Genomic DNA, 14561 nt, shown 5'->3' on the forward strand with positions numbered 1-14561 from the left:
AAATTATCCTCGTCTAGCTTCGGCTAGTTGAGAATTCCTTTGGATCAAAGACCAGCCCTTCCGGGGGCTGGCAATGGATGAAGTCAGCAATGAATTTATCTCTTTGGTCAGCATCAAACTCGCTGCCCCATCGTTTTCCCGGTGTGGGTATGCATTTCTTTTTTACGGAGAGTTTGATCCTGGCTCAGGATGAACGCTGGCGGCGTGCTTAACACATGCAAGTCGAACGGTGAACACGGAGCTTGCTCTGTGGGATCAGTGGCGAACGGGTGAGTAACACGTGAGCAACCTGCCCCTGACTCTGGGATAAGCGCTGGAAACGGCGTCTAATACTGGATATGTGACGTGATCGCATGGTCTGCGTCTGGAAAGAATTTCGGTTGGGGATGGGCTCGCGGCCTATCAGCTTGTTGGTGAGGTAATGGCTCACCAAGGCGTCGACGGGTAGCCGGCCTGAGAGGGTGACCGGCCACACTGGGACTGAGACACGGCCCAGACTCCTACGGGAGGCAGCAGTGGGGAATATTGCACAATGGGCGCAAGCCTGATGCAGCAACGCCGCGTGAGGGATGACGGCCTTCGGGTTGTAAACCTCTTTTAGCAGGGAAGAAGCGAAAGTGACGGTACCTGCAGAAAAAGCGCCGGCTAACTACGTGCCAGCAGCCGCGGTAATACGTAGGGCGCAAGCGTTATCCGGAATTATTGGGCGTAAAGAGCTCGTAGGCGGTTTGTCGCGTCTGCTGTGAAATCCGGAGGCTCAACCTCCGGCCTGCAGTGGGTACGGGCAGACTAGAGTGCGGTAGGGGAGATTGGAATTCCTGGTGTAGCGGTGGAATGCGCAGATATCAGGAGGAACACCGATGGCGAAGGCAGATCTCTGGGCCGTAACTGACGCTGAGGAGCGAAAGGGTGGGGAGCAAACAGGCTTAGATACCCTGGTAGTCCACCCCGTAAACGTTGGGAACTAGTTGTGGGGTCCATTCCACGGATTCCGTGACGCAGCTAACGCATTAAGTTCCCCGCCTGGGGAGTACGGCCGCAAGGCTAAAACTCAAAGGAATTGACGGGGACCCGCACAAGCGGCGGAGCATGCGGATTAATTCGATGCAACGCGAAGAACCTTACCAAGGCTTGACATATACGAGAACGGGCCAGAAATGGTCAACTCTTTGGACACTCGTAAACAGGTGGTGCATGGTTGTCGTCAGCTCGTGTCGTGAGATGTTGGGTTAAGTCCCGCAACGAGCGCAACCCTCGTTCTATGTTGCCAGCACGTAATGGTGGGAACTCATGGGATACTGCCGGGGTCAACTCGGAGGAAGGTGGGGATGACGTCAAATCATCATGCCCCTTATGTCTTGGGCTTCACGCATGCTACAATGGCCGGTACAAAGGGCTGCAATACCGCGAGGTGGAGCGAATCCCAAAAAGCCGGTCCCAGTTCGGATTGAGGTCTGCAACTCGACCTCATGAAGTCGGAGTCGCTAGTAATCGCAGATCAGCAACGCTGCGGTGAATACGTTCCCGGGTCTTGTACACACCGCCCGTCAAGTCATGAAAGTCGGTAACACCTGAAGCCGGTGGCCTAACCCTTGTGGAGGGAGCCGTCGAAGGTGGGATCGGTAATTAGGACTAAGTCGTAACAAGGTAGCCGTACCGGAAGGTGCGGCTGGATCACCTCCTTTCTAAGGAGCATCTGACACCTCCGGGTGTCCAGAACCCAGATCGAAGGCATACGTTCTTCGCTGGGAGCTCATGGGTGGAACATTTGACATGGCATCGAGATCTGATCTCGGAACTAGTACGCCGCTTCGGTGGTTGGAAGGTTCTGGGTGAGGGGACCGGTGCCTGCACGCTGTTGGGTCCTGAGGGACCGGATGCGCACTGGCCTTCGGGTCGAGTGCACAGTCGGTTACTCTGGGCCTCTTTCTGTTTCCCCGGTTGGGGTTGCGGATGGAGGGACCGCCCGTACTTTGAGAACTACACAGTGGACGCGAGCATCTTGCAGCAGCCTTCGGGTTGTTGCACAAGATGATCTTAAAGATCATTAGTCAATTTCTGATTCCATCTTCGGATGGGGTCGAGTTTTTGATTCAAACTCATGTGATTTCAAGTCTTTAAGAGCAAACGGTGGATGCCTTGGCATCTGGAGCCGAAGAAGGACGTAGCAATCTGCGATAAGCCTCGGGGAACTGATAAGCAAGTTTTGATCCGAGGGTGTCCGAATGGGGAAACCCCGCTGGGCGGCGTGCCGACCTAGTGACTCCCGCCTGAATATATAGGGCGGGTAGAGGGAACGTGGGGAAGTGAAACATCTCAGTACCCACAGGAAGAGAAAGCAACCGCGATTCCGTTAGTAGTGGCGAGCGAAACCGGAACAGGCTAAACCGAGCGTGTGTGATAGCCGGCAGGCGTTGCACGTTGGGGGTTGTGGGACTTTTCAGTCATCTCTGCCGAGGTGGCGGCGTTACAAGAAGGTATAGACGAACGGTCTTGAAAGGCCGGTCATAGAGGGTGCCAACCCCGTAGTCGAAATGCCTCTCTTGGCGCGAAGAGTATCCCAAGTAGCACGGGGCCCGTGAAATCCCGTGTGAATCTGTCAGGACCACCTGATAAGCCTAAATACTCCCAGATGACCGATAGCGGACAAGTACCGTGAGGGAAAGGTGAAAAGTACCCCGGGAGGGGAGTGAAATAGTACCTGAAACCGTTTGCTTACAAACCGTTGGAGCCTCCTTAGTAGGGGTGACAGCGTGCCTTTTGAAGAATGAGCCTGCGAGTTAGCGATATGTGGCGAGGTTAACCCGTGTGGGGTAGCCGTAGCGAAAGCGAGTCTGAATAGGGCGATTCAGTCGCATGTCCTAGACCCGAAGCGAAGTGATCTATCCATGGCCAGGTTGAAGCGACGGTAAGACGTCGTGGAGGACCGAACCCACTTAGGTTGAAAACTGAGGGGATGAGCTGTGGATAGGGGTGAAAGGCCAATCAAACTTCGTGATAGCTGGTTCTCTCCGAAATGCATTTAGGTGCAGCGTTGCGTGTTTCTTGCCGGAGGTAGAGCTACTGGATGGCCGATGGGCCCTACAAGGTTACTGACGTCAGCCAAACTCCGAATGCCGGTAAGTGAGAGCGCAGCAGTGAGACTGTGGGGGATAAGCTTCATAGTCGAGAGGGAAACAACCCAGACCACCAACTAAGGTCCCAAAGCGCGTGCTAAGTGGGAAAGGATGTGGAGTTGCTCTGACAACCAGGAGGTTGGCTTAGAAGCAGCCACCCTTGAAAGAGTGCGTAATAGCTCACTGGTCAAGTGATTCCGCGCCGACAATGTAACGGGGCTCAAGCACGCCACCGAAGTTGTGGCATTGACATTATTGGTAGGCCTTCGTGGTCCAGCCGTGTTGATGGGTAGGAGAGCGTCGTGTGGCCAGCGAAGCGGCGGTGGAAACCAGCCGTGGAGGCTACACGAGTGAGAATGCAGGCATGAGTAGCGAATGACGTGTGAGAAACACGTCCTCCGAAAGACCAAGGGTTCCAGGGTCAAGCTAATCTTCCCTGGGTAAGTCGGGACCTAAGGCGAGGCCGACAGGCGTAGTCGATGGACAACGGGTTGATATTCCCGTACCGGCGAAGAACCGCCCAAGCTAATCCAGTAGTGCTAAGTGTCTGAATCCCAGTGACTGATCCCTTCGGGGTGACGCTCTGGGCCTAGCGCACGACCCCATGCTGGTGCGGTTAGCGTATTAACAGGTGTGACGCAGGAAGGTAGCCCAAGCCAGGCGATGGTTGTCCTGGTGCAAGTGCGTAGGCCGAGTCGTAGGCAAATCCGCGACTCATACAGGCTGAGACACGATGCGGATAAAAAGTGGGTGATCCTATGCTGCCGAGAAAAGCATCGACGCGAGGTTCTAGCCGCCCGTACCCCAAACCGACTCAGGTGGTCAGGTAGAGAATACCAAGGAGATCGAGAGAATCGTGGTTAAGGAACTCGGCAAAATGCCCCCGTAACTTCGGGAGAAGGGGGGCCATCCGCTTATACCCACTTGCTGGGAAAAGGGCGTGGTGGCCGCAGAGACTAGTGGGTAGCGACTGTTTACTAAAAACACAGGTCCGTGCCAAGTCGCAAGACGATGTATACGGACTGACGCCTGCCCGGTGCTGGAAGGTTAAGAGGACCGGTTAGCCGCAAGGCGAAGCTGAGAATTTAAGCCCCAGTAAACGGCGGTGGTAACTATAACCATCCTAAGGTAGCGAAATTCCTTGTCGGGTAAGTTCCGACCTGCACGAATGGCGTAACGACTTCCCAACTGTCTCAACCGCGAACTCGGCGAAATTGCATTACGAGTAAAGATGCTCGTTACGCGCAGCAGGACGGAAAGACCCCGTGACCTTTACTACAGCTTGGTATTGGTGTTCGGTGTGGCTTGTGTAGGATAGGTGGGAGACTTTGAAGCATGGACGCCAGTTCGTGTGGAGTCATTGTTGAAATACCACTCTGGTCACTCTGGATATCTAACTTCGAACCGTAATCCGGTTCAGGGACAGTGCCTGGTGGGTAGTTTAACTGGGGCGGTTGCCTCCCAAAAAGTAACGGAGGCGCCCAAAGGTTCCCTCAACCTGGTTGGCAATCAGGTGTCGAGTGTAAGTGCACAAGGGAGCTTGACTGTGAGACTGACAGGTCGAGCAGGGACGAAAGTCGGGACTAGTGATCCGGCAGTGGCTTGTGGAAGCGCTGTCGCTCAACGGATAAAAGGTACCTCGGGGATAACAGGCTGATCTTGCCCAAGAGTCCATATCGACGGCATGGTTTGGCACCTCGATGTCGGCTCGTCGCATCCTGGGGCTGGAGTAGGTCCCAAGGGTTGGGCTGTTCGCCCATTAAAGCGGTACGCGAGCTGGGTTTAGAACGTCGTGAGACAGTTCGGTCCCTATCCGCTGCGCGCGTAGGAAGTTTGAGAGGATCTGACCCTAGTACGAGAGGACCGGGTTGGACGAACCTCTGGTGTGTCAGTTGTTCCGCCAGGAGCACCGCTGATTAGCTACGTTCGGGATGGATAACCGCTGAAAGCATCTAAGCGGGAAGCCGGCCTCAAGATGAGACTTCCATACCTTCGGGTGAGAGGCTCCCAGCCAGACTACTGGGTTGATAGGCCAGATGTGGAAGTGCAGCAATGCATGCAGCTGACTGGTACTAATAAGCCGATGACTTGATAACACACCGTTTGTTGGTGCTACGCGTCCACTGAGTGGTTCTCGATGTACGGTCGAGAACCGCATAACAACAATGACTTTGTTATGTGTTTGATTGAAACATCAATAGTGTTTCGGCGGCCATAGCGTGAGGGAAACGCCCGGTTACATTCCGAACCCGGAAGCTAAGCCTCACAGCGCCGATGGTACTGCAGGGGGGACCCTGTGGGAGAGTAGGACACCGCCGGACTCCTTTTAAACAAGAAAGCCACCCAATGCTGGGTGGCTTTCTTGCGTTAACGCGCATGCTCACCGCTTCAAGCGGGCCTCGAGCATGGCAGCGCACTCCTGGACCGCGGCGGCAAGCAACTCCTCGTCCAGATCCGCGCGGCCCCACGTCACCGCGACCGCCGCTACGGGCCACCCCGCAGCATCGAGCACCGCCGCTCCCACGCTGCGCAGCCCCTCCGCGATCTCGCTGTTCTCCGTCGCATACCCGCGAACCCGCACGTCCCGCAGGAGTTCCCGCAGTTCGCGTGGCGTCTGCGGCCCCAACCCGGTGCGGTCGGGGAACGCCGAGACATCCGGGTAGAGGGCCCGCACCTGTTCCCGGGGCAGCGCCGCGAGCATGGCCCGACCCGAAGCCGTGAGGTGCGCGGGAAGCCGCACTCCCACATCCGTCACCAGCGCCGGCCGTCGCGGCGCGCGTTCCTCCACGACGTACAGCACGTCTCCCCCGCTCATCACTGCCAGGTGCGCGCTCTCTCCCAAGCGGTCCGACAGCGCAGCCACCAGAGGCCTTCCTCTGCGGGCAAGAGGCTGCTGGCGTGTGTAGCCCCCGGCGAGCTCGAAGGCGGAGGTGCCCAGCCCCCACCGTCGCTCCTCCCGCAGATGCAGCACGAACCCGTGCGCGGCGAGCGTGGTGAGCAGGTGGTACACCGTCGACCGCGGCAGCTCGAGCTCGCGGGCGATCGCCGAAGCCGCCACCGGCGCAGGGCGGGCGGCGAGATAGCTCAGGATGCGCAGCGTGTTCTCCGCGGCGGGCACCTGAGCGGCAGGCGCCACTGGCTCCGTCGATCGCTCGGGCTTGTCTGGGATCACAGACACAGCATCGCATGATCGTGTGCCGCTGGCGACACCTCGGGTGTGGAATCGAATCATGACCGAACTCGCCCCCGTGCTGGTCGGAGCGGCCCCGCTGTCGCCCGCCGATGTCGTCGCCGTCGTCCGTCACGATGCCCCCGTGCAGCTCGACGCCGAAGCTCTCACCCGCGTCGCCGACACCCGGCGTGTGGTCGACGGCCTCGCCGCCGACCCGCACCCGCACTACGGCGTCTCGACCGGATTCGGAGCCCTCGCGACGACGTTCATCGCCCCTGACCGTCGCCTGCAGCTGCAGGCCAGCCTGATCCGCTCGCACGCCGCTGGCACCGGCGCCGAGGTCGAGCGCGAGGTCGTCCGCGGCCTCCAGCTGCTGCGCCTGCAGACCCTCGCCTCCGGACGCACCGGCGTGCGCCCGGTCGTGGTCGACACCTACGCCGCCCTGCTCAACGAGGGCATCACCCCCGTGGTCCGGGAGTACGGTTCACTCGGCTGCTCGGGTGACCTGGCCCCTCTGGCCCACATCGCCCTGGCCGCGATGGGCGAAGGCGACGTGCGTGACGCCTCCGGCGCACTGGTCCCCGCGGCCGAGGCCCTGGCTGCTGCGGGCATCGAGCCGCTCACCCTCGTCGAGAAGGAGGGCCTCGCCCTCATCAACGGCACCGACGGCATGCTCGGCATGCTGGTGCTCGCCCTGCACGACCTCGAGACGCTCCTGCTCACCGCCGACCTCGCCGCGGCCATGTCGGTCGAGTCGCAGCTCGGCACCGACGCCGTGTTCGCCGCCGACCTGATGGCGCTCCGCGCACAGACGGGCCAGGCCGAGTCCGCGGCCAACCTCCGTGCCTTCCTCGGCGACTCCCCCATGGTCGCGAGCCACAAGGGCCCGGACGACGGCCGCGTGCAGGACGCCTATTCACTGCGCTGCTCGCCCCAGGTGCACGGCGCGGCCCGCGACACCCTCGCCCACGCGACGCTGATCGCCGGACGCGAGCTCGCCAGCGTGATCGACAACCCGGTCATCACCCTCGACGGACGCATCGAGTCGAACGGCAACTTCCACGGTGCTCCGGTCGCCGCGGTCCTCGACTTCCTCGCGATCTCGGTCGCCGACGTCGCCTCGGTCTCCGAACGCCGCACCGACCGTGCGCTCGACCCGGCCCGTAGCCACGGACTCCCGCCCTTCCTCGCGGATGAGGTCGGCGTCGACTCCGGCCTCATGATCGCGCAGTACGCGGCGGCCGGCATCGTCTCCGAGCTCAAGCGTCTCGCGGTCCCCGCCTCGGTCGACTCGATCCCCTCGTCCGCCATGCAGGAGGACCACGTCTCGATGGGATGGGCCGCCGCCCGCAAGCTGCGCCGCGCCATCGACGGGCTCGGACGCGTGCTCGCCATCGAGCTCCTCACCGGCGCCCGCGCGCTCGACCTGCGAGCACCGTTGCAGGCGGGACCCGCGACCGGCGCCGTGCGCGACCTGATCCGCACCGTCGCCGCAGGTCCAGGCCCCGACCGCTTCCTCTCCCCGGACATGGAAGCCGTCACCGCCCTCGTCCAGTCGGGCGCCGTCGCCCGCATCGCAAAGGAGCACACTCATGGCTGACACTTCGACCGGCTCAGCGACCCAGCCGCGCGTCGTCCGCGCTGCCCGCGGCAACCAGCGCACCGCGAAGAGCTGGGGCGCCGAGGCCGCCAAGCGCATGCTGATGAACAACCTCGACCCCGAGGTCGCCGAACATCCAGAAGACCTCGTGGTCTACGGCGGCACGGGCAAGGCCGCCCGCAGCTGGGAGGCGTACGACGCGATCGTGCGCACTCTCGACGAGCTCGAACCGGATGAGACGCTGCTCGTGCAGTCGGGCAAGCCGGTCGGCGTGTTCCGCACACACGAGTGGGCACCACGCGTGCTCATCGCCAACTCGAACCTGGTCGGGGACTGGGCGACGTGGCCCGAGTTCCGCAAGCTCGAGGAGCTCGGGCTCATCATGTACGGGCAGATGACCGCCGGCTCCTGGATCTACATCGGAACCCAGGGCATCCTGCAGGGGACGTACGAGACCTTCGCCGCCGTGGCCCGCTCGCTCGGCCGTGACTCGCTGCGCGGCACCCTGACGCTCACCGGCGGTGCCGGGGGAATGGGCGGCGCCCAGCCGCTCGCCGTGACCATGAATGACGGGGCGGTGCTGATCGTGGACGTCGACGAGTCGCGCCTCGCCCGCCGCGTGGAGCACGGCTACCTCGACGAGTACACGACCGATCTCGACGCCGCCGTCGCGCGCGTGGTCGCTGCCAAGGATGCGGGCGAGGCTCTGTCGGTCGGCGTCGTCGGCAACGCGGCCGAGGTGTTCCCCGAGCTGCTGCGCCGCGGCGTTCCGATCGACATCGTGACCGACCAGACCAGCGCCCACGACCCGCTCGCCTACCTCCCGCTCCATATCGCGGTGGCGGACTGGAAGGCCGAGGCCGAGCGCGACCCGGAGGACTTCACGCGTCGCTCCCGTGCATCGATGGCAGCGCACGTCGAGGCGATGGTCGCTTTCCAGGATGCGGGCGCCGCGGTGTTCGACTACGGCAACTCGATCCGCGCCGAAGCGCAGCTGGGCGGCTTCGACCGGGCGTTCGCGTTCCCCGGATTCGTGCCGGCGTACATCCGCCCGCAGTTCGAGGAGGGACGCGGACCGTTCCGCTGGGCTGCGCTCTCGGGCGACCCGGAAGACATCTACAAGACCGACCGGGCGATCGCCGAGCTCTTCCCCGAAGACGCCGCCCTGCACCGCTGGCTCGAGAAGGCCGGGGAGAAAGTGCACTTCGAGGGGCTGCCCGCGCGCATCTGCTGGCTCGGGTACAAGGAGCGCCACCTCGCCGGACTCAAGTTCAACGAGATGGTCGCCTCGGGTGAGCTCTCGGCTCCGATCGTGATCGGTCGCGATCACCTCGACTCCGGGTCTGTCGCCTCGCCGTACCGCGAGACCGAGGCGATGAAGGACGGCTCCGACGCGATCGCCGACTGGCCCCTGCTGAACGCCCTGCTCAACACGGCGTCCGGCGCCTCCTGGGTGTCGCTGCATCACGGCGGCGGCGTCGGCATCGGCCGTTCCATCCACGCCGGCCAGGTGACGGTCGCCGACGGTTCTGACCTCGCCGCCCAGAAGCTGGAGCGCGTGCTGACGAACGACCCCGGCACCGGTGTGATGCGCCACGTCGACGCCGGGTACGAGCACGCCCGCGAGGTCGCCCGCGAGCGCGGCCTGAACGTGCCGATGCTCTGAGAGGGTGAGGACATGTCGACGCTCATCACGAACATTGCGGAGCTGACCACGAACGTCGCCGCGGCCGGTGACCGCACTGGGACCCTGGCCGACGCAGCGGTGCTGATCGAGGGCGAGCGGATCGCGTGGGTCGGCCCCGCCGCGGACGCTCCGATCGCCGACGAGGTCGTGGATGCCGCCGGGCGCGCGTTGATCCCGGGATTCGTCGACAGCCACAGCCACCTCGTCTTCGGAGGCGACCGCGCCGCCGAGTTCGAGGCACGCATGGCGGGGCAGAAGTACGCCGCCGGCGGCATCCGCTCCACCGTCGCCGCCACCCGTGCCGCGACCGATGACGAGCTGCGTGCGCGGCTGCGGGGCTTCCTCGACGAGATGCTCGCGCAGGGCACGACGACCGTCGAGATCAAGAGCGGCTACGGGCTGAGCGTCGTCGACGAGGAGCGACTCGTGCGCCTGGCGGCAGAGGTGACCCCCGAGGTGACCTTCCTCGGCGCGCACGTCGTGCCCGTGGAGTACGCCGACCGGCCCGACGAGTACGTCGACCTGGTGACCGGGCCGATGCTCGACGCCTGCGCTCCGCACGCGAAGTGGATCGACGTGTTCTGCGAGACGGGCGCCTTCACGGTCGCGCAGTCGCGGCGGGTGCTGGAAGCCGGCATCGCCCGCGGCCTCGCCCCCCGCGTGCACGCCAGCCAGCTCGGTCCGGGAGAGGGCGTGCGGCTGGCCGTCGAGCTCGGCGCTGCATCTATCGACCACGGCACCTATCTGACGGAGGCCGACATCGACGCGCTCGCCGGCTCCGGCACCGTGCTCACCCTGCTGCCGGGAGTCGAGTTCTCGACGCGGCAGCCGTATCCGAACGCGCGCCGACTGATCGACGCGGGAGTCACCGTGGCCCTGGCGTGCGACACCAACCCGGGGTCGAGCTTCACCTCGTCGATGCCGTTCTGCATCGCCGTGGCCGTGCGCGACATGGGGATGACTCCGGCCGAGGCCCTGTGGGCGGCGACCGCGGGCGGGGCGAAAGCGTTGCGCCGCGAAGACATCGGCGTGATCGCGCCCGGCGCCAGAGCCGACCTCGTGCTGCTGAAAGCGCCGACCCGCATCCACCTCGCCTACCGGCCGGGCGTGCCCCTCGTCGACACCGTCTGGAAGGACGGACGCGAGATCCGCTGAGGCTCGCGGGCGCTCAGCCGATCGCCCAAGGTCATCCGAGCGCCCGGGCGACGACGACCGCGGCCGCAGCCGACCACGCCTGCGGTCGGCACGCGGCAGGGTACGGGACGGGGGCGCCGCCCGGCACCCGCGCATCACCGGAATGCAGCTCCGGCACGCGATAGTCGAAGCCCTCCGCCAGGTCGAGCAACTGCTCCGCGACGACCCGCGCCTCGGCGTCGAGGCCGGCGCGCAGCATCCCGTGCGCGGCGATGGCCGTGTCATGCGCCCACACGCTGCCGCCGTGATAGCTCAGCGACCAGTAGCCGGCGGCATCCGTCGACATGGTGCGGATGCCGTAGCCGCTCGACATGCTCGGCGCGGTCAGCAGCGCAGCGCACGCCCGCTCCTCGTCGGGATCGAGGATGCCGGTGCCGATCAGGTGCCCGATGTTGCTGGTGAGGGTGTCGACCGGTGCGCCGTGCGCATCCAGGGCGATCGCGGGGTAACGGCCCTCCGGCGTAGTCACCCAGTACGCGGCGCGGAACCTCTCGCGCAGGTCCGCCGCCCACGCCCGCAGCTCGGCGGCGCCGGATTCGCCGAGCGCGTCGAGCAGCTCGGCCCCGCGGGTCGCCGCCTCGTACGCGTAGCCCTGCACCTCGCTGAGGGCGATCGGCCCCTCGGCTAGGCGTCCGTCCCGCCACTGGATCGAGTCGCCCGAGTCCTTCCAGCCCTGGTTCGCGAGTCCGTGTCCCGACTCGTCCTTGTAGTCGATGAAGCCGCTGCCCGACGCGTCGCCGTGCACGGTCATCCACGTGAGGGCGGCACGGAGCGCCGGAAGCAGCGCGTGCACCTCCGACAGCGGCATCCCGGCGTCACGCGCATCCGCGAGCAGGCAGATCCACAGCGGCGTCGCGTCCACCGTGCCGTAGTACAGCGGCGGCAGGTGCACGCCCTCATTGGGCAGGGAGAGCGTGCCGCTGCGCAGCTCGTGCGGGATCTTGCCCGGCGCCTCCGCCGTCGACGCGTCGTGGGTCGTGCCCTGGAGGCGGGCCAGCACCCTCAGGGTGGACGCCGCCATGTCGGGGTCGACGGCGAGGGCGAGGCGCGCGGCCCAGAGCGAGTCGCGCCCGAAGAGCGTGAAGAACCACGGGGCGCCCGCGGCGTAGAACGCGTCGTCCGGATCGGCGGGCAGTGCGAGCCGGAGGGCGGAGAGGTCGGCCGTGGCCTGGTCCATCCAGCGTGCTGCTCGCGGGTCGCCGGACGACGGTGCCGGCACCGCGCGCGATGGGCGAGCGGCGGTGACGACCAGGGCGGGATCGTCCAGGACGAGCGACCAGTCCGCGACGACGGACCCTCTCGGCGGCACGGTCGCCTCCCACCGCAGCACGAGCGCGTCGCCGTCGCGCGTGACCGCGGCCTCGGGAGCCGTGAGCGTGAAGGAGGCATCGCCGGCGCGGCAGACGGATCCGTCCCAGCTCCACGCCGCGCTCGCGGCCGATCCCGCCTTGACCTGCTGCATCGGGGCGAAGTCCGGGACGACGCGCACGGTCACCACCACCGCGGTCGGGGTGCCGAGGTGCGAGGCGACACGGATCCGCTCCGAGAACGACCCGGCGGCGACCCGGCGATCGCGGTCCATCCGCACCTTCGGGTCGGCGGATTCGTCGTCGAGCCCGCGCAGCAGATCCGTCAGGACCGTCTGCTGCGGCACGGGTGAGGAGCAGCCGATGGACTCGAGCGCTGTACCGTCGACCGCGATCTCGATGCTCCGGATGTGCCTGACGTCGCCGTGGTAGATGCCGTGGATCGGGGCATCGCCCATGCGCCCGGCGCGGTCCGACCACGCCTGGGTCGGCGCTTCCAGCATGATCACGGCGTCGTCCAGCAACGGCTGCAGGGGTGGGGTGGGAGTCATTCCTTGACGGCTCCTTCGGTGGAGTTCATGATGCGGCGCTGGAAGACGAAGAACATCACGGCGACGGGGATCGTCATGATGAGCGCGGCCGCCAGCTTGAGCGGGTACTGCGTGCCCTGGCTGAGCTGTCCGCTCGCGAGAGAGGCGACGCCCTTGGTGAGCGTGGTCAGTGCGGGGTCGTTGGTCGACACGATGAAGTGGCTGAGCTCGTTCCAGGACCCCTGGAACGACAGGATGATGATCGTCACGAGCGCGGGTGTCGCCATCGGCAGCACCACGGACCAGAAGATCCGGAACGTGCCGGCGCCGTCGATCCGGGCCTGCTCCTCCACGGACTCCGGGATCGACTCGAAGAAGTTCTTCATGATGAACACGCCGGCCGCGTCGACGAGCAGCGGCAGGATCATCCCGGCATAGGAGTTGAAGATGCCGAGCTGGTTGATGACGAGGAACTTGGGGATGAGCAGCACCACGGTCGGCACCGACATCACCGCGATCAGTGCCGCGAAGACCACGCCGCGCCCGCGGAAGCGGAGGCGGGCGAGGGCGTATCCGGCGAGCGAGTTGAAGAACACCCGGCCGAGGGTGACGAAGATCGTCACGATCGCGCTGTTCACGAACCACGACGGGAAGTCGGAGTTGCGGAACAGGCGCTCGTACGCCGCGAACGTCCACACCTCGGGGATGAGCGTGATGCCGCTCGTCGCCGCATCCTCATCGGTCTTGAAGCTCGTCGCGACCTGGATCAGGAACGGGTAGATGTAGATGACCGCCAGGACGATCAGCAGGGCGTAGAGCACGATCTGCCAGGTCAGCTGCTTCGCGGAGAGTCGCCTCATGACGATGCTCCCTTCGACGGCGACTCGTACGCGCGGATGCGGCGCTTCGAGACCGGCCGGTCGCGCAGGACCCACCGCTGCAGCAGCGTGAAGACGACGATGATGACGAACAGGATGAAGGCGATGGCCGCACCCTGACCCCACTCCTGGTTCTGGAAGGCCGTCTGGTACGAGAGGTAGGCGGGGGTGAGCGTGGTCTTGCTCGGCGCCCCTCTGGTGCCCGTGTAGATCTGGTCGAAGACCTGCCAGCAGCCGATCAGGCCCAGCGTGAGCACGGTGAACAGTGTCGGGCGCAGTTGGGGGAGCGTGATGCGCCAGAAGCGCTGCCACCCGTTCGCGCCGTCCATCATGGCGGCTTCGTCCACGTCGGCGCCGAGGTTCTGCAACCCGGCCAGGAAGATGAGCATGAACGTGCCGGAGGTCGTGAAGACGGCCATCAGGATGTAGGCGCTCATGGCGACCGAGGGGCCGGCGAGCCACTCCCACCACGACACGCCGAGCGCGCCGCCCTCGGTCAGGGAGGCGGGACCGGTGTCGACGCCGATCGTGCCGAGGGCGAGGTGCAGGATGCCCCGCGGATCGTTGAACCAGTTGGGTCCGTTGATGCCGAACCAGGAGAGCACGTCGTTCACGGCGCCGCTCGCTGTGAACAGGAACGTCCACAGCACGGTGATCGCGACGGTGCTGGTCACGGACGGGAAGTAGTAGGCGGTGCGGAAGAACCCGCGCCCCCGGAGCATCGCACGGTTCACCAGCACGGCGAGGAAGAGGGCGAGTGCGGTCTGCAGCGGCACGACGAGCAGCACGTACCAGGTGTTGTTGCGCAGCGCGGTGCCGAAGTCCTTCGTCGCGAGGCCGCCGTCGCCGAGCACGGCGGCGAAGTTGTCCGCCCCGACGAAGGAGACGGAGCCGGACAGGGGGCTGCCGCGGCCGGCCCAGTCCGACACGCTCACCCAGAGCGCCATCAGGACGGGGATGAGCAGGAACACGCCGAGGATCGCGATCACCGGCGCGGTGAACAGCCAGCCGGCTGCCGCCTCGCCGCGACGGAGCCCGGAGGCCCCACCGCGGCGAGGCGCTGCCTTGACCGCCATG

The 14561-nt window shown here is 64.9% G+C and carries 7 protein-coding genes and 3 rRNA genes; 6 read left to right on the forward strand and 4 right to left on the reverse strand.

The genetic code is table 11. The features are described 5' to 3' along the window. The first annotated feature begins 161 nt into the window (after window positions 1-161). The 3 genes from CSX12_RS01375 to rrf all read left to right on the forward strand — a co-directional run bounded on the left by CSX12_RS01375 (window position 162) and on the right by rrf (window position 5437). Window positions 162-1685: ribosomal RNA gene (locus tag CSX12_RS01375) — 16S ribosomal RNA — on the forward strand. A 422-nt stretch (window positions 1686-2107) separates the two neighbouring features. Then, window positions 2108-5212: ribosomal RNA gene (locus CSX12_RS01380) — 23S ribosomal RNA — on the forward strand. A gap of 108 nt (window positions 5213-5320) precedes the next feature. Beyond that, window positions 5321-5437, forward strand: a 5S ribosomal RNA gene (rrf, locus tag CSX12_RS01385). Together the 16S, 23S and 5S rRNA genes form the textbook arrangement of a ribosomal RNA operon. A 59-nt stretch (window positions 5438-5496) precedes the next feature. Here the strand turns inward: rrf and CSX12_RS01390 are convergent. Beyond that, on the reverse strand, window positions 5497-6234 hold the full coding sequence (locus tag CSX12_RS01390; protein WP_124896779.1) for an IclR family transcriptional regulator: 738 nt from the start codon (window positions 6232-6234) through the stop codon (window positions 5497-5499). A gap of 112 nt (window positions 6235-6346) precedes the next feature. Between CSX12_RS01390 and hutH the strand changes: the two genes are divergently transcribed. The 3 genes from hutH to hutI are packed head-to-tail and all read left to right on the forward strand — an operon-like array spanning window position 6347 to window position 10730. Further along, window positions 6347-7888, forward strand: a complete 1542-nt coding sequence (gene hutH / locus CSX12_RS01395) for a histidine ammonia-lyase (protein WP_124894599.1) — start codon at window positions 6347-6349, stop codon at window positions 7886-7888. Then, window positions 7881-9554 (forward strand): urocanate hydratase, encoded by a 1674-nt coding sequence (hutU, locus tag CSX12_RS01400; protein WP_124894600.1) that lies wholly within the window; start codon window positions 7881-7883, stop codon window positions 9552-9554. The genes hutH and hutU overlap by 8 nt, the downstream gene beginning before the upstream one ends. Window positions 9555-9566: 12 nt before the next feature. Continuing rightward, on the forward strand, window positions 9567-10730 hold the full coding sequence (hutI, locus tag CSX12_RS01405; RefSeq protein WP_124894601.1) for an imidazolonepropionase: 1164 nt from the start codon (window positions 9567-9569) through the stop codon (window positions 10728-10730). A 31-nt stretch (window positions 10731-10761) separates the two neighbouring features. On the opposite strand, the gene CSX12_RS01410 is transcribed toward hutI, so the two are convergent. The 3 genes from CSX12_RS01410 to CSX12_RS01420 are packed head-to-tail and all read right to left on the reverse strand — an operon-like array spanning window position 10762 to window position 14560. Then, entirely contained in the window at window positions 10762-12627 is a 1866-nt protein-coding gene (locus CSX12_RS01410; RefSeq protein WP_124894602.1) for a glycogen debranching N-terminal domain-containing protein, read from the reverse strand. Then, on the reverse strand, window positions 12624-13466 hold the full coding sequence (locus CSX12_RS01415) for a carbohydrate ABC transporter permease (protein WP_124894603.1): 843 nt from the start codon (window positions 13464-13466) through the stop codon (window positions 12624-12626). Before CSX12_RS01415 ends, CSX12_RS01410 begins: the two co-directional genes overlap by 4 nt. Further along, the gene (locus CSX12_RS01420; RefSeq protein ID WP_124894604.1) at window positions 13463-14560 is read right to left on the reverse strand and encodes a sugar ABC transporter permease; all 1098 of its coding nucleotides are present in this window, start codon (window positions 14558-14560) and stop codon (window positions 13463-13465) included. The genes CSX12_RS01415 and CSX12_RS01420 overlap by 4 nt, the downstream gene beginning before the upstream one ends. Window position 14561 lies beyond the last annotated feature (1 nt).

Origin of the sequence: Microbacterium sp. Y-01, from assembly GCF_003856715.1 — a bacterium.
GTDB lineage: Bacteria > Actinomycetota > Actinomycetes > Actinomycetales > Microbacteriaceae > Microbacterium > Microbacterium algeriense.

Bases quoted from the DNA above. Each gene is read 5' to 3' on its own strand.
- hutH (WP_124894599.1), top strand. From the start codon at position 6,347: ATGACCGAACTCGCCCCCGTGCTGGTCGGAGCGGCCCCGCTGTCGCCC.
- hutU (WP_124894600.1), top strand. From the start codon at position 7,881: ATGGCTGACACTTCGACCGGCTCAGCGACCCAGCCGCGCGTCGTCCGC.
- hutI (WP_124894601.1), top strand. From the start codon at position 9,567: ATGTCGACGCTCATCACGAACATTGCGGAGCTGACCACGAACGTCGCC.
- CSX12_RS01410 (WP_124894602.1), bottom strand. From the start codon at position 12,627: ATGACTCCCACCCCACCCCTGCAGCCGTTGCTGGACGACGCCGTGATC.
- CSX12_RS01415 (WP_124894603.1), bottom strand. From the start codon at position 13,466: ATGAGGCGACTCTCCGCGAAGCAGCTGACCTGGCAGATCGTGCTCTAC.
- CSX12_RS01420 (WP_124894604.1), bottom strand. From the start codon at position 14,560: ATGGCGGTCAAGGCAGCGCCTCGCCGCGGTGGGGCCTCCGGGCTCCGT.